Source organism: Cellulomonas gelida (assembly GCF_006538725.1).
Classification (GTDB): domain Bacteria; phylum Actinomycetota; class Actinomycetes; order Actinomycetales; family Cellulomonadaceae; genus Cellulomonas; species Cellulomonas gelida.
Genome location: NZ_BJLQ01000014.1, coordinates 1 through 21,022, shown reverse-complemented (window position 1 = coordinate 21,022; position 21,022 = coordinate 1). Strand labels below are relative to the sequence as shown.

Genomic DNA, 21,022 nt, shown 5'->3' with positions numbered 1-21,022 from the left:
GCGACCATGAAGGCGAAGCTGCACCTGATCCTCACCGATCCCGGCGGGGCGGTCGTCGACGAGCGCCGGGCCCACAACACAGTCATGGCCACCGGCGCCCAGCTGATCGCCGACCTGTTCGCGGGCACCGGCGCACCCATCACGCACATGGGTGTCGGCACCAACGACGACGCGCCCGAGGACGTCGGCGTGACGGCGCTGACCAACGGGAGCGGCGACGACACGACGCTCACGGGCGACACGACGACCGCGCTCCCCGCCTCCGCGTTCACGGCGACCTCCGTCCCCGAGCGGCGCGTGGTCCAGGTGCGCGTGCGCGCGACGCTTCCGAACGACGCGGCCGTCGGTCGGATCCGCGAGGCCGGGCTGCTCTCGCAGGGCGACGGCGACCCCGTCCTCTACAACCGTGTGGTCTTCGCACCCGTCGACAAGGGCGACGACCACGAGCTCACGCTGTTCTGGGAAGTCGAGTTCCCGTACGGCGACCTCCAGTGGCTGACGTGAAAGGGGCCCGGTGATGGCCAAGGCAGCGTTCGACATCCGCCTCGAGGGGTACACCCCCGCGAACCGCGACGCGGTCGTCAAGCTCGTGAACCAGTCGACCGGCCAGGCGGTCGAGCGCAAGCCGTTCCTCGACGGCTCGCTGCTCGTGCGCGACCTGGACCCGGGCAGCTGGGAGATGACGGTCTCCCACCCGAACCTCGTCAACGCGATCGACCGTCGGGTCGTGCGGCTGTTCCCGCAGGACATCCCGACGCGCGTCCCGGTGATCGTGCCGCCGGACCTGTTCCGGGACACGCCGATCCGCGACATCCCCGACGCCGACCTCGCACCCGTGCAGCAGCAGGCGGGCGCGATCACGACGAACGTCGGCCGCCTGGCGAACAAGGCCGCGGGCGAGGTCATCCGCGCCGAGGACTGGAACGTGCTCGCCGCGGCGGTCGCCGACCTCGCGCGGGCCGTGGGCGAGCTGACCCGGCTCGTCTCCCCGGTCGGCCACGACCACCCGGAGATCGCCGACAAGATCGCCGAGGTGCAGGGCAACATCCTGCGGTTCAGCGAGTCGTTCGGGCGCAGCCTGCTCGAGCTGCGGCGCGAGGTCGAGAGCCAGAACCTGCGCGGCCGCCTGACCGCGGTCCTGGACAAGGGCGCCGCGACGACCGCCGTGCGCGACCGGGTGCTCACACGCGTCAGCGAGCTCGAGCAGTCCACGCTCGTCACGACCGCGCAGTGGTCGCCCATGATCGCGAACCACTCCAACGCCGCGATCCGCGAGGTCATGGAGCTCGCCAACGGCCAGGGCACGGGCGCGGACGACTTCCTCGCGTCGCCCGAGGTGAGCGGTGCGCTCACGCTCCTGCAGACCTTCTCGGCCGCGGGCGGCGTGAGCAAGCCCGAGGAAGAGCTCGAGACCTACCGGCGCGGCATCGCGGTCGCCGGTCCCGCGCTGTTCCGGTCCCTGTGACCGGACCGTCGTCCGAAGGAGTGCGTCATGGCCACCGTCGTCGAGATCGAACGCCTGCAGGCGCTCGTCGAACGCCTCGGCCCGCTCGCCGCCAAGGCGCGCGGTGAGCTGATCGCGGCCGACGACTGGAACACGCTCGTCGCCGCGCTCATCGAGGTGGGTCGCGCGACCGTCGCCACCGGGCAGGCGGGCGTGCCCCAGCACGAGCACCCCGACCAGGTGTCGATCGGGTGGCTCGACCCGCAGCTGCGCCAGATCATCACCGGCGGCGGGCTCAAGGACCCCGCGCTGGACAGCACGCTCATCAAGCTGCGCCGGGACGTCGGCCTGCTGGACTCGCGCCTGAGCCGCGTGGGCGACGACCTCGCGTCGACCCGGACGCGCGTCGACGCGGTCGCGACGAACGACCTGACCCGCAGCGCGACCCTCGACCGCCTCAACCGCAAGGTGCTGGGCGCGGCCGACGACCGCGGCGACATCGTCGACATGCGCGCGACGTTGCGCACCCTGCAGGTCGAGGTGGGACGCGCGGTCGAGGTCGGCAGCAAGCTCGAGGTCGACGGCCGGCCCGTCGACGTGCCCGAGCTCGTGCAGCGCGTCGACGAGGTCGAGAAGCTGCGCGAGCGGCTCACGCGGCCCGACGGCTCCCTGCTCGACGCGTCCGGGCTCGAGGTCCGGCTCACCGAGCTGCAGTCCGCGCTCGTGACGCAGGAGCAGCTCACGGAGGCGATCGACGAGGTCCGCCAGGGCGGCGGGACGCCCGGCGACCTCGCGCAGCTGCTCGACGCGGCGCGCGAGGCGGCACGTGCCGAGGCGGGTTCGGCGGTCGAGACGCTCGGCACCGACCTGCGCTCGCAGCTGCAGTCCCGCTTCGCCGAGATCGGTCAGGTCGTCGACTCCGCCGTCAAGCGCGAGACCGCGGCCCTGGTGGACCAGGTGCTCGGCACGACGCGCAACGAGCTCGCCGAGTCTCTCAAGGGACTCGACGAGCAGCTGCGCGAGAGTCTGACGTCCGACCTGGACAAGCGGCTCGAGGCCGCCGACGAGCGCCTGCGCGGCCAGCTCGCGCAGATCCAGGACTCGATCGGCGCGCAGGTCGAGCGCGCGGTCGACAACCAGCTCGCGAACGCGCTCGGCGAGGTCCAGGGCCAGCTCGCGCGCGTCGACGAGCGCCAGTCCGCGCTCGAGTCCCAGGTCAAGGAGAACGACACCCGCATCGCCCAGCTCGACGAGCGAATCGAGGTCAACCGCCGCAACGAGGCAGGCGAGCGCGAACAGCTCCGCAAGGACCTGCTCACGGAGATCGGCAAGCTGCAGGAGCAGATCGACACCCGGATCGGGCGCGGCCTGACGGACCTGCGCTCGCAGCTCGCGCTGGACCTCGAGGCGAACGTGGCCGCCGCGCGCCGCGAGCTCGAGGTCAACCTCGCCGAGGTCGCCCGGCAGGCCGCCACGACCGAGGTGCAGGTGCTCGGCAACGGCCTGCAGACCGACGTGCAGGGCGTCGTGCGGCAGGCGGTCGCCTCCGAGACCGCCGGGGTGCGCGACACGGTCGAGAGCGAGCTCGCGGGGCTGCGCCAGCAGGTCGCCGGGCTCGTCACCAACGAGGTCGCGCGGCAGACGCAGGACGTCCCGCTCCTCGTCGAGAAGCAGCTCGCGACGCTGCGACCCGAGCTCGAGCGGATGGTCGACTCGCGCATCGGACGGAGGTGACGCGTGCTCACCGAGCTCGAGTCCCGTCTCGCGGACGTGCTGGGAGCGGCGCTGCCGGCGCCGTTCGGCGGGCGCGTGCGCAGGCGGGGTGCGGCGGGGCCGGCGGGTGCCGGACCGGTCGTGCGGCTCGGTGTCGAGGGCTTCGTGCCGCTCGAGCCCGACGTGTTCTCCACGCGCCCGGAGATCGCCGCGGGCGCCTCGACGCTGCGCCGCGTCGTGCGGCTGCGCGTGACGATCGGCCTGGACGTCACCACGGACCCGCCCGGTGACCGGCTGGGCGAGCTCGCCGGCACCGACGCGCTGCTGTACGCGTTGCAGGACCCGGCCGTGCGGTCCGCGAGCGCGCTCGTCGCACCGGGCGACCAAGGCTTCCGGCTCGACGGGATCGACCTCCTCGAGGTCGGTGCGCAGGACGACGACCCCGACGTGCTCGTCGGTGCCGAGGGCTGGTTCTGGCCCGTCGGCGTGGCCGGGCAGGACGGCCGCGAGATCACGCACGCGCTGGTGCGCGAGGTACGGCTGCCGATGCGGCTGACGTTCGACGCACCGCTGGTCGCGGGCGCCGCGGCGGTCGCGTGCGACCTCACGTTCGGCGCGACGGGCACGCTCGACGTCGCGTCGGGACCGGGCGGCGCGCCGACGACGGCGGCCCCCTTCGGCGCGGTCGCACTGCGGCTGCTCGACGACGGCGGCGGTCCGGGCGCGGGCGTGCTCGACACCGCCGCCTCCCCACCGGGCACCACGGTCGTCGCGACCGTCGACGCCGACGGCGCCGCGTTCACCTACACCCCGCCCGCAGCCGCGGCGCGGGAGCACCTCGTCGTCCTCGCGCACGCCGGGACCGGCGCCGGCGCACGCACCGGCATGGAGCTCGCCCGCTTCGACCTGGTGGTGACGTCGTGAACGCCCCCTCGGTCGGGTTCGTGCCGGTCGAGGCGACGATGACCCTCGTCGCGCCGGTCAGCTATCTGGTCGCCCAGGGCGTGACGATCCCTCCGTCGGGGTACGTCCTGGCGACGCCGTGGCGGCCCGTGGCGGGTGCGACCGGCGCGCGCGTGGACAGCGCGGTGCTCACGGTCGACCCCGTGACGGCGGGCACGGGCCGCGACCTCGGAGTCGTCACCCCCGCGAAGAACCCCACGACGAGCATCACCGTGACCCCGCCCGACCCTCGCGTGCCGACCCGCGGCCTGACGATCCCCTCGCTGCGCTCGGCGCCCGACGGCGAGGCGCTCCCGCTGTCCGCCGACCTCCACCTCGTCGTGCAGCAGGCCGGCAGCCCGGTGGTGGCCGTGCCGCCGCTGCCCGGTGACCACTACCTGCCCGCCCAGCTGACCGGCGGCGACATCTCCGGCTCGCTGCTCACGCTGCCCGACCTCCTCGGTCCGCTCACCGTCACGGTGGGCGCGGGGCGCACGCTCGACGAGCTCACGAGCCTCAGCTTCGCGCACGGCGACGTCCGGCTCGCGGCCGCCCCGATGCCTGTGGGGCTGCACGTGATCGGGCCGGACGGCGACGAGCAGCTCGCCGTCCCGGGGCCGCTGCGCTCCACGCTGACCCACGACCTGGCCCCCGCGCTGCAACGCCACCTGGCGGCTGCGGTCACGGCGCCCGCGCCGGGCACCGCACCCGTCACGCTGCGCTCGGACGCCGCGGGCAACGCCCTCGTCCGGCTCGACGTGACCGGCTTCGTCATCGAGCGAACCGTCGAGGGACGGCCGAGCGTCGAGAGCGAAGGGCTGCCGACGAGCGTGCCGCGGCCCGGTGTCGCACCGGGCCGGGCGCCCACGCGCACCCGGGCCGACGTGACCGTGACCCATCACGGAGCCGCGCTGCACCCCTCGTCGGACCCCGTACCCACCGCCGACGCGGACGTCGGGGGCGTCGCGGTGCACGACGCGCCCGTGACGCGGCGGATCGCGGCGGCGACGCTCGCGGGCGAGCAGCTCGTGCGCGTCGCGGTCGTCGGGTGGCCGCACGGCGAGACCGATCTGGCGCTCGGCGTCGCGGGTGCGAACCTCACCGCCTCTGCGCTGCCCGGCGCGGACGGTCGCGGTGCACCCGCCGTCGTGTGGTTCGCGCTGCCCGCACCGGTCGCCGTCGACGGGCCCGTCGAGGTCACGCTGCGGGCGACGCGCGGCACGTTCCGCTGGTTCGACCCTCCGGGCGGGAGCGGTCCGGCCGTGCGGGTGGCGGTCGCGTCCTCGCCGGTCGGGACGGCCGTCGTCGTGGGCGGCGTCCGGGTGGACCTCACGGGTCCGACGACGACGCTCACCGGCCTCTCGCTCGCCGGGACCGACGGCTGGGAGGTCGCGACCGACCAGCTGTGCACGGTCGCGCTGTCGAACGCCGTCATGGAGTTCGCGCCATGAGGAGCCCGTCATGACGCTGCTGGACGACCTCCAGGGCCTCGACCTGTCGGCCATCGTCGACGCCAAGGGCTCGATCTCGGTCGCGCTCGACGCGCAGGACCTGCAGGCGCTGCTCGGCGACGGCGCTGTGGCCGGGGTGCTCGGCGACCTGGGCACGGCCGTGCAGACCGCCGTCGCCGCGGTCGACGACCCGGCGGCGCTCGTCGAGCCGCTCGCGGGCGCGCTCACCCAGCTCCTCGACGCGATCGGCGCGGACCTTCCCGTGGCCGAGTACGCCCAGGCCGTCGCCGAGGGCGCGCGCGTGGTCGCGAGCCTGATCGGCGCACTGTCGGGCGACCCGCTGCAGCTGAGCCTGCCCGGGTCCATCGATGCGGGATCGGCGCTGGGCAAGGTCGCGGGCGGGCTGGGCGACCACGCGAGCGCGGTCAGCGGCGGGCTGGCTCGCCTGCAGTCGCTCGTCCGCACCGTCGACGGCGGGCTGCCGTCCGACCCGAGCGCGCTCGTGGACGTCGCGATGCAGATCCTGCTCCCGTTCGGCGCGTCCGCGATCGACCCCGTGCGCGCGTGGACGGCGAGCGTCGACGCGCAGCTCGAGCGCGTGCGCATCGACCCTCGACTCGGCGAAGGGCTCGTCCTCGCGCTCGGACGCGTGCGGGCCGCCGCCGAGGTCGGGGACGTCGCCGCCGTGCGCGCCGCGCTGACCACGCTCGAACAGGTGCGCACCGCGACGATCGCGCAGCTCGCCTCGGCGCTGCGCACGGTCACGGGGGTCATGTCCGCGACCCGCGTCGGCGACCTGGCCGGCCCGGTGCGGGCGCTGCGCGGCACGCTCGGCAGCGTCGAGCAGGGTGCGCTCGACCTGCTCGACGACTGGCGCGGGATGATCGCCGACGCGCGCGGCTTCGTCGAAGGGCTCGACGCGCAGCGCGCGCTCGACGCGTTGCGCGACCTGCTGGACAGCGTCGAGCAGGCCGCGCGCGAGACGGTGCTGGGCGCCGTCGACCAGTCGGTCGAGGTCGTCAAGGGCTGGCTGCGCGACCTCTTGCGCGAGCTCCCGCTGCGCTCGCTGCGCCAGTCGCTGTCGGACGCGATCGCGCGCCTCGCGCAGGTGATCGACGACGCGGACCTCGACGCACCCGTGGTGTTCGTGCGCGACACGCTGGCCGACGTCGCCCAGACCCTCGCCGCGGCCGACCCGGCGGCACTCGTCGCCGCAGCCGTCGACAAGCTCGAGCAGGTCGTCAAGGAGCTCGTCGACGCGCTCGCCGCGGCGCTCGGGGACATCGCGTCGGGCGTCGAGGCCGTGGCCGACGAGGCACGCGTGGTGCTCGAGCGTGCGGTCGAGGGCCTGCGCGCGTTCAGCGAGGCGGCGGCCGCGATCGCCGACGCGGTCGGGGGCACTCAGATCAGCGACGCCGCGACCGCGATCGCGGCGCAGCTGCAGGACCTGCGCGAGCAGGTCAGCGAGGTGGTGTCAGGCGTCGAGCTGCCCGAGCCACTGCGCGAGGGTGTCGACCAGCTCGTGTCCCTGCTCGAGACCATCGACCTCGACGAGGCCGTGCGGCGTCCGCTCGAGGACGCCGCCGCGCAGCTCCAGGTGCCGCCGAGCGTCGGCGCGACCGTGCGGGACGGCCTGCAGGCGGTCAGCGACGCGATCTCCTCGCTCGTGCCGACGGACCTTGTGGCGGACCTCGACGCGATGCTCGCCGGTGCGCTCGACCAGCTCGGCTCGATCGACATCTCGTCGCTCACGTCCGGGGTGACCGAGGTGCTCGACGACGCGGCGGGCACGATCGAGGGCGTCCACCTGACCGAGCTCGTGGCGCCGGCCAGCGACGTGTTCGCGCAGGTGCTGGGCGCGGTCGACCGCGTGCACCCGCGCACGCTCCTGGCCCCCGCCATCGACCTCTACCAGCAGATCGCCGGTGCGATCCCCGTGCCCGCACCCGACGCGATCGGCACACGCGTCGGGACGGTCGCCGCGCAGGCGGGCGAGGCCGCGGCCAGGGCCGCGATCGAACCGACGCTCGGCGCGATCGGCCTGGGCGGCGGGACGCCGACCCCCGCCGGCACCCAGCCCGCTCCCCCGCCCGACCTGCGGCCCGGTGACATCGTGCGTCTCGTCGGGTACCTGCCGGCTCGGCTGCGCGAGGCGCTCGTCGACCTCGGCACCGGACCCGTCGGCGAGGTCCTGTCGTCGCTGGACGACATGCTCAGCGGCACCGCGGGCGCGCTCCGCACGACGCGCGACCGCCTCCTGGGCCTGCAGGCGCAGGTCGACCGCGCGCTCGAGGCGGCCGTGGCGCCGGTCGGGGCGGCCCAGCTCGACGCGCAGCTCGCGCTGCGTCGCTCGGCCGCGCTCTCCGCGGGTGGGGTGGACCTCGCGGTCTCCGTCGACCTGGTCGCGACCGTGTCACCGGCCGCACTCCTGCGCGCGGTCGAGGGTGAGCGCGCCCTGGTCGCCGCGGGTGCCGGTGGGCTCGCGGGCGCGCTCGTCGGACCGGTGGCCGACGACCTCGTGTCCGTCGCCGAGCTGCTCGAGGCCGTGCTGCCGTCGCAGGTCCTCGCCGACGTCGACGGGTTGCTCGCGGCGCTCGACCCCGAGCCGCTCGCGGCCGAGCTCGACGCGTTGTTCGCCTCGATCGTCGCGGCGCTGCCCGCGTTCCTGAGCGCGGCCGGCACGGCGGTGACCGAGGCGGTCGACCGCATCCGCGCGCTCGTCGAGGAGTTCAACCCCGGCGCGCTCGCCCAGCGCTACCTCACGGTGATCGACGTGGTGCGCGACGAGCTCGCGCTGCTCGACCCCGCCCGCCTCGCCGACGAGCTGGGCGAGGTGCACGCCGTGGTCCGCGCGACGATCGCCGCGTACGACCCGGCGGTCCTGGCGGGCGACCTCGACGCGCTGCTCGCGCAGGTCGCGGGCGCGATCCGCGGGCTGGACCCCGCCGGTCTCATGCCCGACCTCTCGGGTGTCGCCGAGCAGGTCGCCCGCGTCGCCGACGTGCTGCCGATCGCCGCGCTCGACGGCGTGGGGCAGCAGCTCGTGGAGGTCGGTGACCAGCTCCGCGAGCTCGACGTCGACGGCATGATCGCCACCGTCAACGCGATCCCGCCGCAGGTCGCCGACGCGGTGTCCACCCTGGTCGACTCGATCCGCGACGAGCTCGTCGCGCTCCTGGAGTCGATCCGCTACGCGGGCGGGTCCGCATCGGCGTCCGTCTCCGTCTCTGGATCCGTGGGGTGACGCCATGACCATCACCGACCCGACCCGCACGCCCGCGGCCGCCCCGGCACAGCCCGGTCCGGCACAGCCCGGTCCGGGACCGGACCTCGGCACGCAGACCGACGAGCTCGACCTGGGCGCCGCGGGAGTGCTCGAGATCGAGCGGGACGGCTCGTCGGGTGTCCTCGTCGCGCTGCGCGGCGGCGGGCGGGACTACCTCGTCGTGGACCGGGACGGTACCCGGACGTGGCCGGGCGTCGCCCGGAGCGTCGAGCGGATCGGTGAGGGCTCGCTCGTGCGCGAGGTGCATCCGGTCGTCGGCCCGTCGTGGAGCGAGCACTACCGCTGGGAGGGCGACGACCTCACGCTCGTCGACGGGGTCGAGGTGCGCCGGGACGCGCTCGGCCGCGTGGTCGCGTGCCTGCCCGGCGGCCCGGACCCGGCGCCCTCGTCGCACCGCTGGTGGTACACCCATGGTCCGCACGGGCTCGTCGAGGTCCGCGGCCCGGGCACCGCACGCCGCCTCGTGCTCGGCCCGGACGGCCGCGTGCGCGAGGTCCACGACGAGACCGGCACCCGGGTCCTGACGTACGACGACCGCGGCCGGCGCACGGTCGCGGCCCGGCCCGCGGGCGACGTCGTGGACGACGACGGCCGCACCTGGGTCACGCGGGACGCCGACGGCCGGGTGCGCGCGGTGTACCTGTGGGACGGCATGCGGTGCCTCGCGCGCGTCGACGGCCCGCTCGGTGCGCCGCTGGGCGCCGTGTTCAGCCTCGACCCGTCGGGCACGCCCGTGCGCGTGCTGACCAGCCGCGACGCGCTGCGGATCCCCCGCGACGCGTACGGCGAGGCGCTGCTGCGCCACCCAGGGGTCCCTGGGCTGTTCGGCGGCCGCGTGCACGGGCAGGTCGTCCATCTGCCGCTGCGCCGCCTCGACCCGACCACGGGCACCTTCGGCGAGCCGGACCCGTGCGACGGCGGGGACGACGACCCTCGTCGGCCGGCGGGGTACGAGGGCCCGCTGCCGGTCGAGAGCGCGCCGCGGTCGGCGTACGAGGTGTGCCGGGGCGACCCGGTCGGCCGGTCGGACCCCACGGGCGGGGTGTCCGGAGGCCTGGTCCTGTCGACGCTGACGTGGTCGTTCCAGAACAACATCATGTCGTTCTTCGGGATCGACTGGTGGTTCAACCTCTTCATGAGCCTGATCGCCGCGCCCTTCGCGGGCAGCCAGTACGACTTCTTCAGCTCGACCGGCATGAGCACGACCGACCGGCTCGGCGCGTTCGGCGTGCGACGCGACGGCTTCATGAACGTCATCACGGGCGGCCGCGCCTTCACCACGCAGCACATCGTGTGGGCGCCCGACAGCGCGTTCGAGGAGCTGCAGCGCGGCGAGGTCGTCGACCCGCTCGGTCGGTACGAGCCGACCCACTACGGCACCTACCTGTCCCTGGCCCCGACGGGAGCGGCGGCGTCCCTCCTCGCGTGCGGCCCGACGAGCGCGCCGTGGTTGCCCGGTGACCTCACCGCGTGGACGCGGCACGGTGGCGTGGGCGTGCCTGCCGCACCGGGCACGCTCACGCCGTGGTTCCCGTCGGGTGGGCTGCACCTCGACCGGACCCGCCTGGACACCCGGCACGACGTGACCGCCACGCTCACCGAGCTGCGGGCCGGGCCCGTGGCGGCCGGCGACTTCGAGCTCCGCTCGGTGCTGACGGCGCCCGCGCCGACCGGGCTCGCCGCCGGCGCACGCATCCTCGTCGACGACGGCACCGCGATGGCGATCGCCACCGTGCTCGGCGTGCTGCCCGTGCCCATGGGCGAACGCGTCCAGCTGACCGAGGACCTCCCGCTGACCGGCGCCGCGCTGACCGTGACCCCGCTCGCCGCGGCGCCCGCGTCCAGCGAGTCCCGACCCGCCGGCGCGCCGGCGAACTCCTTCAGCGCGCGCGGCACCACCGCGACGTACGCCGCGGGAGACCTGCTGCGGCTGACCGCGGCGACCGGTCAGGTGCTCGTCGCGCGCGTGGCCCGGCTCGAGGCGCGGCTCCCCCTCGAGCGCCCGCTGCCCGGCACGCTCGCCTCCCCGATCTCCGTCGCGGCCGGGACGCTCGGCCCGAACCAGACCGTGACCCCGAGCGGCACGACGCTCGACTTCGGACCGACGACACCCCCCGGCCAGGGCGCGACGGGCGTCGTCGAGGGCGGCACGCGCACCGGGGTGCGCGTCGAGGCACCGCCCGCGGGGAGCGTCGTGACCATCGACGTCGCCGCACCCGCCGGCACGACGTCGTTCCGGAGCGTCACCGCCGGGACCGTGCTCGGCGCCCGCGCGGACGCGGTCGAGACCGACCCCGCCCTGACCTACACGCCCGTGTCCGCGGGCACCGCGCCCGACGGGTCCGCGGGCACGGTCGTCCTGAGGGTCGAGGGCGGGGGCCTCGCGCACGCGCGCGTCGTGCCCGGTGCACCGACGCACGACGTCGTCGTGCTCGACCGCCCGCTCGTCGGCAGCGGGCCGTGGATCGTCGAACGGTGGACGACCTCCGGCTCGGCGATCACGTCGGTCGTCAGCACGAACCTGCTCGCGATCGCCGTCCCCTCGCCCGAGCGCTTCGAGGGCATGCCCGTCATGCTCACGCGCGTCACCGGTGAGCCGCCGACGGCGACCTCGCGGCTGACCGGCGACGCGGTGTCCGGCACGTTCACGCCCACGCCCTCCACGGCCACGCCCCCGGTGCCCGCGCTCGCAGCGGCGCTGCAGGTCGGCCGGCCCGTGCTCGTCGGGACCGAGCTGACCGCGATCCGCTCGCTGCGCTGCGCCGTGACGTTCGCCCCCGCGGTCGATCTCGGCGCGACCGGCCTGAGGCTCGTCCGGCTCGCGCCGACCGGCTACACCTACGACGCGGTCGTCGCCTCGGCCGCCGCCGTCGACCTGCGCGGGACGGTCACCCCGCCCGGTGGCACCACGGTCCCCGCGCCGTTCCTGCGCGCGGTGCCCGGCGACATCCTGGCGGTGACCCCGGCGGGCGCCACGACCACGTGGCACCGGGTCGCGTCGGTCGCGAACGGTCGCCTGACGCTGGCCGGCGGCCCCGCGCTCACCGCAGCGGTCGGGACGGGGGTCACGGTGCAGCAGGCCGCGGTCTCGGACCCGGACACCGGCGGACCGTTCCTCGGCACCGACGGCACTCGCACCGGGACCGGCGCGACGACCACGGCCACCTTCACGCTCTGGCGCTCCGACGACCTGCGCGGCACCACCTCGGTGCTCGGGATCGTGGACGGCGAGGTCACCCACCCCGTGATCCTGAACGGCGACGCGCCCGTCGCGGAGGTCACGTTCTCCACACCGGTGACCGCGACCGGCGCCGCGCTGTCGACCTTCGCGCACACGAGCACGACCACCGGCTCGACCGTCACGCGTGACACCGCCTTCTTCGACGCCGTCACGCGCGACGGCGCGTTGCTCTTGGCCGAGGTCCCGGCGGGGGTGACCCCGCTGACGACCGCCGCGAACCAGTCGGTCGTCGTCGTCGCGCTCGAGCCGGTCGGCGACGTGCGGACCGCGACGTTGGGGCCGGGCACGTTGCTCGTGCCCGACGAGGAGCCCACCGAGATCGACCGCGGGCAGTCCCTCGTCAACCACGAGCTCACGCACACCGTGCAGTACCACCGCTGGGGCCCGCTGTGGTTCTGCGCGTTCCCGATGATCGCGCTCGAGCTGCCCGGCATCCTGGCGAGCGACACCGAGCTGCCCGAGTTCTCGGCGTTCCTCGACGCGACGGTGGCCACCGGGACCGGCGGCACGTGGTCGGTCACGATCCCGCAGCACGCCACCGTCTCGATCGGCTCTGGCGCCACGTTGCAGGTCGTTCAGGGCGCGCGGATCGTCGAGGCGTCGGTGACCGCCGTGACCGGCGACGAGTTCAGCGTCCGGGTCGAGAACGGCGCGCTGCCCACGGGGCGCGTCGCCGTGCGCAAGAAGCAGGCGGTCGGGGGCTTCGACGTCCCGTTCGCGATCCTCGACCTCATGACCCACGGGGGCCTGGTCAACCTCCTCGCGGGCACGACGTGGGGCGGCATCTTCTGGCTCGTGGGCAAGGCGTTCTACGGGCTGGGCCGCGCGATGGTCGGCACGGGCGACCTGTTCGCGGCGACGGTCGGCGCGGGCGGGACGACGCTCACGCTCGCGCAGGCCGCCGACGCCGAGAAGCTCCCGGCGACGGGCCGCGTCACGATCCGGCGCGGCGAGGACACCGTGATCCGGTCCGCGACCAAGGACGGCACGACCCTCACCCTCACCGAGGCCGTCGCCTTCACCGGCGACGTCCGGGTGGGCGGCTACGACTCGCACGAGCCGGAGAGCGCGTTCGACTGGTACTCGTACAAGGCGGGGACGATCGACGCCGCGAACCACTTCGCGATCGACCTCGGCAGCGGGCACGGCCTGTCGCCGGAGGACCGCGTGGTCGTCCGCTACCGCGCCGGGCGGCCGTTCCGGACGGACGTGCTCGCGGTGAGCGGCGGGCGCGTCGAGCTGTCCACCGCCGTGCCCGTCACGGGCGACGAGCTGTCGGTCCGCGTCGCACGCGTGGGCGCGAGCGACCCGCTCGGCAACGCCGACTCCTCGGCGATGGTCGAGATGGGCATGGGCTGGATGAAGTGGCTGTTCGACCCGTACGGGCAGGTCGAGCCCGCCGTGGCGCCCGGCGACTGGACGCGCTGGCTGCTGCGCGTGATGCGCTGGCTGCTCGGCACGCAGAACTTCTCGCTCCTGCCGTTCGGCCACCTGTGGTGGGACCGGATGTTCCCGGGTGACGCCAACGCCCACAAGTCGCAGATCGAGCAGGAGGCCTCGAGCGAGTCCGGTGACGTGTACTCCCCGCTCGGGCGTCTGACGGGCGACGTCACGCACGACGGGCTCACCACCGCCCACGCCGTCGTCGGCGACGTCATGCGGTACCGCTACTGGCCCGAGTCCTCCAGCACGTCCTTCGTCGAGGACGGACGCCTCGACGCGCCGGGGGTCCACCTCACGCGCGACCTGCGGCTCATGCCGAACGGAGCCGCCGTCGGCACGTCCGCCGCGCCGAACGGCACGACCGTCCCCAACCCGACCGTCACCGACCCGGGCACGTTCGTCGCGAGCGACCTCACCGAGCGCGACCCCGACCCTCGCGCGATCGCCGTGACGGACCCGGCGGCGGGAACGCCCGACCCGCTCGGCTTCCGGGCCTCCGACCTGGGCACGGTGCCCGCCGGCGCGCGCATCGAGCGCAACCAGGCGGTCTACGCGGCGTTCACGCGCCCAGGAACCCACCGCGTGACGACCCGGAACGGGATCGGCGGCGCCCAGCAGTCGGTCGACGCGGTCGCGGCCGGGCGCCAGCCCCTGTGGTTCGACGTGCGGGTCGACGACGTCACGGTGACCGGTGCCGGCCAGACGCTGGACGCGTCCGCACCCGGCACGAGCGACCACCTGACCCTCGTGCCGTTCCAGTCGGTCGACCTCGTGATCGCCCCGGCGGTGCCGCGGATCCACCAGGTCACCGCGCTCGAGCCCACGGGTGCGCTGGTGATCGACACGGCCGCGCGGCTCACGGCCCGCTCCGCCACCACGACGCCCGTCCCGGTCGAGGTCAGCCGTCTGCACGCCGCGACCGACGGGCACTACCAGGGTGGGCTGGCCCGCGCCGGCATGCACCTGTCGCGCGACCTGCACGTGCCCGTGCGGACCCTGACCGTCGAGGTCGTCGCGACGCTCCCGCTGCGCGACGCTGCCCGTCGGGAGGCCACCGAGCTCACGACCCTCGCGCGCGGCACCGAGGCCTTCCTCCTGGTCCCGGCGCCGGTCACGACTCCCCCGGCGATCACCTCGATCAACGGCGCCGCACCGCCCTCGGGCACGGCCGACCCGGTCTCCCGCGCGGACGCACCCGACGCCGCAGCCTTCCTCGGGGCGACCGGCTCGGCGTTCCGCGTGCAGTTCGCCGACACCGCGACCACCGGGACCTACACGCTGTCGGTGCAGGTCGGTGACGGCGGTTCGTCCCAGACACTCACCTGCGACTTCACGCTGAGCTGAGCGCACGGTCGGGCACGAGGCGCGCGACGAGCGCCGCGGTTGCGGCCGACGGCTCGACTCCGAGCTCGCGGCGCAGCAGCTGACGGCACGCGGCGAACGCGCGGCGGGCCTCGGCCAGGTTGCCCTCCGCGAGGTGCACCGCGATCACGGTGCGGTGCGCGCTCTCGCGCAACGGGTCGGCGCGCAGCGCCGTCAGCGCGAGGTTCACCGCCGCCGCGAACCTGCTCTCGGACGCGAGCCGGCGGGCCACGGCCTCGAGCAGGTGCAGCCGCAGCTGTCGCACGCGCTCACGGTCCTCCGCGACCCACTCGTCGTCCCAGTCCGGGAGCAGGTCCGCGTCCGCGAGCCGCGACAGCGACGTGACCTCGTCGTCGGGCTCGTCGACGGCCAGCGCCCGCTGCGTGAGGTCCTGCACGTCCACCGTGACCGCGAGTCCCAGCTCGACCCAGCCCCGGTCGACCCGCAGCACGAACGGCGCCACGAGGCCCACCCGCCACAGTGCCGTGCGCAGGTTCGCCCCCGCGCGCTGGTCCGCGACCGACGGCCACAGCGTGCCCGCCGCACGTGCCCGGGGCACCGCTCCGCGCAGGCACACCAGGGCGACGACCCGCCGGCACGACCCGCCGAGCTCGACCGACCTCCCGGCCACCTGCAGGCGGAAGTCGCCGAGCAACGTCACGCGTGCGCCGGGCTCCTGCACGCCCGTCCGCGGCTGAGCCGCGCGCTCCGTCCCATGGTCGCCCATCGCCCGCCGCCCGTCACGCCCGGCCGGACCCGGGCGGTGCGGGCACGGGCGTCGTCACGTTCTCGCCGGACCTCGTCGTCACAGCGTCCCCCCACGCTCGGACCACCACGGACGACACGAAGGAGCGCACGAACGGCGCCGTAGATACTCGTGCGGCCGCGGGCTGAGTCAGTGCATCAAGGGCACCACCGTGGCACCGCCGCCGAGCTCGCGCTCGTCGGGGCGCGTACCCGTCAGCCGTAGAAGACGCGCTCGACCACCGCTCGGGCGCGCCGGGCGGTGCGCAGGTACGTCTGCTCGAGCTCGCCACCGGAGCCCGACGGGTACCCGATGACGCGCGCGAGCCCGCCGAGCGCGTGGTGGTCGTGCGGCAGGGCGTCGGCGTGTGCGCCCTCCGCACGGCCGGTCCACAGCACGTTGGCGTCGCGCAGGCGCGACGCGAGCTCCCAGGCCTGGACCAGGGCGGTCAGGTCGTCCGCCTCGAGCAGGCCCGCACCGCACGCCGCGGCGAGCGCGTCGAGCGTGCTCGTCGTGCGCAGCCCCGCCACCTCGTGGGCGTGCTGCAGCTGCAGGAGCTGGGCGGTCCACTCGACGTCCGCGATCCCGCCCCGGCCGAGCTTGAGGTGCCGCGCGGGGTCCTGGCCGCGGGGCAGTCGCTCCGCCTCGACGCGCGCCTTGATGCGCCGGACCTCGCGCAGCGTGCTCGCGTCCAGTCCGCCCTCGGGGTAGCGCAACGGGTCGACGAGCGCGACGAAGCGCTCCCCGAGCTCGGCGTCACCGGCCACGGGCCGCGCACGCAGCAACGCCTGGCTCTCCCACGGCGACGACCAGCGCTCGTAGTACTCCGCGTACGCGTCGAACGACCGCGCGAGGGGGCCGTTGCGGCCCTCCGGGCGCAGGTCGGCGTCGACCGCGAGGGCGGGCTCGGGACCGAGCGCGCCCAGGAGCTGGCGCAGGGCGGTTGCCACCGCGACCGCGAACTCCTGTGCCGCGCGCGAGTCCGCGCCCGGCTCGGGATCGTGCACGAACAGCACGTCGGCGTCCGACGCATACCCCATCTCGCGCCCGCCCAACCGGCCCATCGCGACGACGAGCATGCGCGTCGGGTTCCGGTCGAGGCCCCGCGCCTGGCGGGTCTCGGCCTCCGCGACGCGCAGCGCCCCCGCGAGGACGACGTCGGCCGCGGCGGTCACGCTCTGGGCCGCCCGCGCGCCCGTCACGACTCCCAGGACGTCCGCGACCGCTGTGCGCGCGAGCTCACGACGACGCAGCCCACGCAGGAACGTGACCGCCGGCACGGGCTCGTGCGCACGCGTCAGCGCCGCGTCGACCTCGGCGGCCAGGCGCTCACGACCGCGGGGCTCGAGCTCGTCGTCGTCCGCGAGCCAGGTCACCGACTCGGGCGAGCGGGTGAGCGCGTCGGCCACGTAGCGCGACGTCGACACCGCGTGCGCGAGGCGCTGCGCGGCCGTGCCCGAGTCCCGCAGGAGCTTGAGGTACCAGTGCGTCGTACCCAGCTGCTCGGACAGGCGTCGGAACGCGAGCAGGCCGCCGTCGGGGTCCGGGCCCTCGGCGAACCAGCCGAGCATGACCGGCAGCAGCTGGCGCTGGATCGACGCGCGCCGCGAGACCCCCTCGGTGAGCGCGGCGATGTGCCGGGCCGCACCGGCCGGGTCGCGGTAGCCGATCGCCGCGAGCCGGGCGCGCGCGGCCTCGGGAGCCAGGCTCGCCTCCTCGTCGGACAGCCGCGCCGTCGCGGGCAGCAGGGGCCGGTAGAACAGCTCCTCGTGCAGGTGGCGCACGTCGCGCCGCACCTGGCGCCAGCGCTCGAGCAGTCCCTCGGCGCCTTCGGCGCGCATCCCGACCGAGCGCGCGAGCCGCCGCAGGTCCGCCTCACCCGTCGGCAGCAGGTGGGTGCGCTGCAGCCGGTGCAGCTGGATGCGGTGCTCGAGCAGCCGCAGGAACCGGTAGCAGACCGCGAGCCGGGCCGCGTGGTCGCGGCCCACGTAGCCGTCGGCCGCGAGCGCCGCGAGGGCCGTGAGCGTGCTGCCGCTGCGGATGGCCTCGTCGGACCGGCCGTGCACGAGCTGCAGCAGCTGGACCGTGAACTCGACGTCCCGCAGCCCTCCGACGCCCAGCTTGAGCTGACGGTCGGCCTCCGCGGCGGGGATGTTCCCCTCGACGCGTCGGCGCATCGCCTGCGAGTCCTCGACGAAGTGCTCGCGCTGCACCGCCGACCACACGAACGGCTGCGTCATCTCGACGTACGCGCGTCCCAGGGCGACGTCTCCCGCGAGCGGGCGAGCCTTGAGCAGCGCCTGGAACTCCCACGTCTTGGCCCAGCGCTCGTAGTACGCGCGGTGGCTCGCGAGCGTGCGGACCAGCGGCCCGTCCTTGCCCTCGGGCCGCAGCGCCGCATCGACCGGCCACAGCGCAGGCTCGCCCGCGGGCGTCGAGCAGGCCCGGGCCAGCCCTGAGGCCAGCCGGGTGCCCGCCGCGAGCGCGTCCGCCTCGCTCAGGCCCGAGCCCTCGGCGGGCTCGCACACGTAGATGACGTCCACGTCGGACACGTAGTTGAGCTCACGGCCGCCAGCCTTGCCCATCCCGATCACCGCGAGCCGCACGCCCGCGCCGTGGTCGGGCAGGTCCGCCCGGGCCAGCGCGAGCGCCGACTCGAGCGCCGCAGCGGCCAGGTCTGCGAGCGCGGCCGCGACGCCCGGCATGCGGTTGAGGGGGTCGGGCACCGTCAGGTCGGTCGCCGTGATCCGCAGCAGCCGCGACCGGTACGCCCGGCGCATCGCGTCGATGCCGTCCGTCCCGACGACCGTCGCGACCGGAACGTCGTGCGTCGGGTCGGCACCCACGGCGCGCAGCAGCTCGGCGCGCACCTCCGCCGCCGGCACGCCCGTCCCGGGGGTCGGGTCGGCGACCAGCCGCAGGTTGGCCGGGTGCGCGCCGAGCGTGTCGCCGAGCGCGACCGACGCGCCGAGCACGGCGAGCAGGCGATGCCGCGGCTCGTCGTCGTGCGTGAGGGTCTGCGTGAGCAGCGCGCTCAGCCCGGCGTCGTCGCGGACCGCTCCCGCGAGCTTGGCGAGCGCGAGCAGCGCCGCATCGGGGTCGGCGACGTCGGCCAGGGGCCCGACGAGGACCTCCGCCGCGTCGGGCAGCACCTCGAGCAGCGCCGCGTCCGCGAGCAGCCGCTCTGCCCGCGGGACGTCGTCGACGCCCGCGCGCGTCAGGCGTGCGGCGAGCGACGCTCCGCGCTCGGGACGTTCGCTCATCGGTTCACAGGACCGGCAGGAACCGCTTCAGCTCGTACGGCGTGACCTGCGCGCGGTACTCGTCCCACTCGCGACGCTTGTTGCGCAGGAAGAAGTCGAACACGTGCTCACCGAGGGTCTCGGCCACGAGCTCCGACTTCTCCATCACCGCGATCGCCTGGTCGAGCGACTGCGGCAGCGGCTCGATGCCCAGCGCGCGACGCTCGGCGTCGGTGAGCTCCCACACGTCGTCGTCGGCACCCTCGGGCATCTCGTACCCCTCCTCGATGCCCTTGAGGCCGGCCGCGAGCAGGACGGCGAACGCGAGGTACGGGTTGGTCGCGCTGTCGACCGCGCGGTACTCGACGCGGCTCGAGTTGCCCTTGCCCGGCTTGTACATCGGGATCCGGACGAGCGCGGAGCGGTTGTTGTGACCCCAGCAGATGTAGCTCGGCGCCTCGGCGCCGCCCCACAGGCGCTTGTAGGAGTTCACGAACTGGTTGGTCACGGCGGTGATCTCCGCGGCGTGCTTGAGCAGTCCCGCGATGAAGTGGCGCGCGACCTTCGACTGCTCGAGGTGCGCACCCGGCTCGTGGAACGCGTTGCGGTCGCCCTCGAACAGCGACAGGTGCGTGTGCATGCCGGAGCCGGGCTGGTCGGCCAGCGGCTTGGGCATGAAGCTCGCGAACACCCCCTGCTCGAGCGCGACCTCCTTGACGACCTGGCGGAACGTCATGATGTTGTCCGCGGTCGTCAGCGCGTCGGCGTAGCGCAGGTCGATCTCGTTCTGTCCCGGGCCGGCCTCGTGGTGCGAGAACTCCACCGAGATGCCCATGGACTCGAGCATCGTGATCGCCGCACGCCGGAAGTCGTGCGCGGTGCCGCGCGGCACGTGGTCGAAGTAGCCACCCTGGTCGACCGGGACGAGCGGCAGGCTCGGGTCTGCGGGCGCGTCGAACAGGTAGAACTCGACCTCGGGGTGCGTGTAGAACGTGAACCCCTTGTCGCTCGCGCGGCTCAGCGCGCGCTTGAGCACGTTGCGCGAGTCGGCAAGGCTCGGCTCGCCCTCGGGCGTCAGCAGGTCGCAGAACATGCGCGCGGTCCCGTGCCGCTCGCCACGCCACGGCAGCACCTGGAACGTGGACGGGTCGGGGCGGGCGATCATGTCGGCCTCGTACACGCGCGTCAGGCCCTCGATGGCGCTGCCGTCGAACCCGATGCCCTCGGAGAACGCGGCCTCGAGCTCGGCGGGAGCGACCGCCACCGACTTCAGGATCCCGAGCACGTCGGTGAACCAGAGACGGATGAAGCGGATGTCCCGCTCCTCGACCGTACGGAGCACGAACTCCTGCTGCCTGTCCATGCCGCCCATCCTGCCTGATCCCACCCCCTGCACACGTGCCCATCCCACCCACCGGCGCGCCCCGCTCCGAGCCACCCACCCCCGACCCCACCTTGCACCCCCCACCCACGCTCCCGTCCAGCGCAACGACACCCCGCCGCACCCCCCGAGCGCCACCACCCCCACCCCGCCCCGCTACGTACCTGCCATCGCTGCGTGGGTGCATGGATGAGTGCAGGCTTCATGCGCTCGACCACCACCCACCCTGCATTCATCACTGCAGCGACGGGCGGAAGGGGGCGGCGTCGCGGCGTCGGAGCTCAGCGTGAGCGGGTGGCCGTCGGCCGGGGCTGGGCAGGGCGAGCCGATCTCAGCGTGCGGAGCGGGGCGAGCCGACCTCAGCGCTCGGGGCGGGGTGGCGCGTCCACAGGTGGGGCGGTCGTCGCGACGATCGTGCGGGGACACGCGGTGAGATGCGGTGTGGTCAGGACATCGATCGGCGAGCCACTGCTCGCACTGGCTGACGTGCAGGAAGGCATGCTCACACGCGCCCAGCTGCGCGCGGCCGGGGTCAGCGACGCGGTGGTCCGAGGTCGGCTCGTCAGCCAGTGGCGCGCGGTGCTTCCCGGCGTGGTGCGACTCTCCCGCGCGCCGCTCGACGAGCACGCGAGGTACCTCGCCGCGACGCTCATGGCCGGACCGGACGCCGTCATCACCGGCATCGCGGGCGCACGGCTGCACGGTCTCACCAACGCCGGGACGCCGGAGGTCGTCGACCTGCTCGTCCCGGCCCGCCGCGCCCCGCGGCGGG

At 74.9% G+C, this 21,022-nt stretch carries 10 protein-coding genes and 1 pseudogene; 8 read left to right on the top strand and 3 right to left on the bottom strand.

The genetic code is table 11. The features are described 5' to 3' along the window. Positions 1-6: 6 nt before the first annotated feature. The 7 genes from CGE01nite_RS08175 to CGE01nite_RS08145 are packed head-to-tail and all read left to right on the top strand — an operon-like array spanning position 7 to position 14,864. The gene (locus CGE01nite_RS08175) at positions 7-504 is read left to right on the top strand and encodes a hypothetical protein (protein ID WP_141370157.1); all 498 of its coding nucleotides are present in this window, start codon (positions 7-9) and stop codon (positions 502-504) included. Positions 505-517: 13 nt separating this feature from the next. Then, positions 518-1,465, top strand: a complete 948-nt coding sequence (locus CGE01nite_RS08170) for a hypothetical protein (protein ID WP_048342154.1) — start codon at positions 518-520, stop codon at positions 1,463-1,465. A 27-nt stretch (positions 1,466-1,492) separates the two neighbouring features. Continuing rightward, positions 1,493-3,178, top strand: coding sequence for a coiled-coil domain-containing protein (locus CGE01nite_RS08165; protein WP_048342153.1), 1,686 nt, complete (start codon positions 1,493-1,495; stop codon positions 3,176-3,178). A gap of 3 nt (positions 3,179-3,181) precedes the next feature. Then, positions 3,182-4,081, top strand: coding sequence for a hypothetical protein (locus CGE01nite_RS08160; RefSeq protein WP_048342152.1), 900 nt, complete (start codon positions 3,182-3,184; stop codon positions 4,079-4,081). Further along, entirely contained in the window at positions 4,078-5,550 is a 1,473-nt protein-coding gene (locus tag CGE01nite_RS08155; RefSeq protein WP_141370155.1) for a hypothetical protein, read from the top strand. The genes CGE01nite_RS08160 and CGE01nite_RS08155 overlap by 4 nt, the downstream gene beginning before the upstream one ends. A gap of 10 nt (positions 5,551-5,560) precedes the next feature. Beyond that, positions 5,561-8,794, top strand: coding sequence for a hypothetical protein (locus CGE01nite_RS08150; protein ID WP_141370153.1), 3,234 nt, complete (start codon positions 5,561-5,563; stop codon positions 8,792-8,794). Between the two features lie 4 nt (positions 8,795-8,798). Next, the gene (locus CGE01nite_RS08145; RefSeq protein ID WP_141370151.1) at positions 8,799-14,864 is read left to right on the top strand and encodes a hypothetical protein; all 6,066 of its coding nucleotides are present in this window, start codon (positions 8,799-8,801) and stop codon (positions 14,862-14,864) included. Here the strand turns inward: CGE01nite_RS08145 and CGE01nite_RS08140 are convergent. The 3 genes from CGE01nite_RS08140 to CGE01nite_RS08130 form a co-directional block, all read right to left on the bottom strand. Next, positions 14,851-15,609: an AfsR/SARP family transcriptional regulator gene (locus CGE01nite_RS08140; RefSeq protein WP_141370149.1), complete on the bottom strand. Its 759-nt coding sequence runs from the start codon at positions 15,607-15,609 to the stop codon at positions 14,851-14,853. The two genes, CGE01nite_RS08145 and CGE01nite_RS08140, sit on opposite strands and share 14 nt — an antisense overlap. 233 nt (positions 15,610-15,842) lie before the next feature. After that, positions 15,843-18,890, bottom strand: coding sequence for a bifunctional [glutamine synthetase] adenylyltransferase/[glutamine synthetase]-adenylyl-L-tyrosine phosphorylase (locus CGE01nite_RS08135; protein ID WP_141370147.1), 3,048 nt, complete (start codon positions 18,888-18,890; stop codon positions 15,843-15,845). A gap of 4 nt (positions 18,891-18,894) precedes the next feature. Next, positions 18,895-20,232 (bottom strand): glutamine synthetase family protein, encoded by a 1,338-nt coding sequence (locus CGE01nite_RS08130; RefSeq protein ID WP_048342146.1) that lies wholly within the window; start codon positions 20,230-20,232, stop codon positions 18,895-18,897. A 459-nt stretch (positions 20,233-20,691) separates the two neighbouring features. Between CGE01nite_RS08130 and CGE01nite_RS08125 the strand changes: the two are divergent. Next, positions 20,692-21,022 (top strand): annotated as a pseudogene (locus tag CGE01nite_RS08125) (hypothetical protein); the annotation flags it as partial.

What these genes read in the sequence shown, in the direction of transcription:
- CGE01nite_RS08135 (WP_141370147.1), bottom strand. Translation starts at nt 18,890, where the DNA reads ATGAGCGAACGTCCCGAGCGCGGAGCGTCGCTCGCCGCACGCCTGACG.
- CGE01nite_RS08140 (WP_141370149.1), bottom strand. Translation starts at nt 15,609, where the DNA reads ATGGGCGACCATGGGACGGAGCGCGCGGCTCAGCCGCGGACGGGCGTG.
- CGE01nite_RS08175 (WP_141370157.1), top strand. Translation starts at nt 7, where the DNA reads ATGAAGGCGAAGCTGCACCTGATCCTCACCGATCCCGGCGGGGCGGTC.
- CGE01nite_RS08130 (WP_048342146.1), bottom strand. Translation starts at nt 20,232, where the DNA reads ATGGACAGGCAGCAGGAGTTCGTGCTCCGTACGGTCGAGGAGCGGGAC.
- CGE01nite_RS08150 (WP_141370153.1), top strand. Translation starts at nt 5,561, where the DNA reads ATGACGCTGCTGGACGACCTCCAGGGCCTCGACCTGTCGGCCATCGTC.
- CGE01nite_RS08170 (WP_048342154.1), top strand. Translation starts at nt 518, where the DNA reads ATGGCCAAGGCAGCGTTCGACATCCGCCTCGAGGGGTACACCCCCGCG.
- CGE01nite_RS08145 (WP_141370151.1), top strand. Translation starts at nt 8,799, where the DNA reads ATGACCATCACCGACCCGACCCGCACGCCCGCGGCCGCCCCGGCACAG.
- CGE01nite_RS08165 (WP_048342153.1), top strand. Translation starts at nt 1,493, where the DNA reads ATGGCCACCGTCGTCGAGATCGAACGCCTGCAGGCGCTCGTCGAACGC.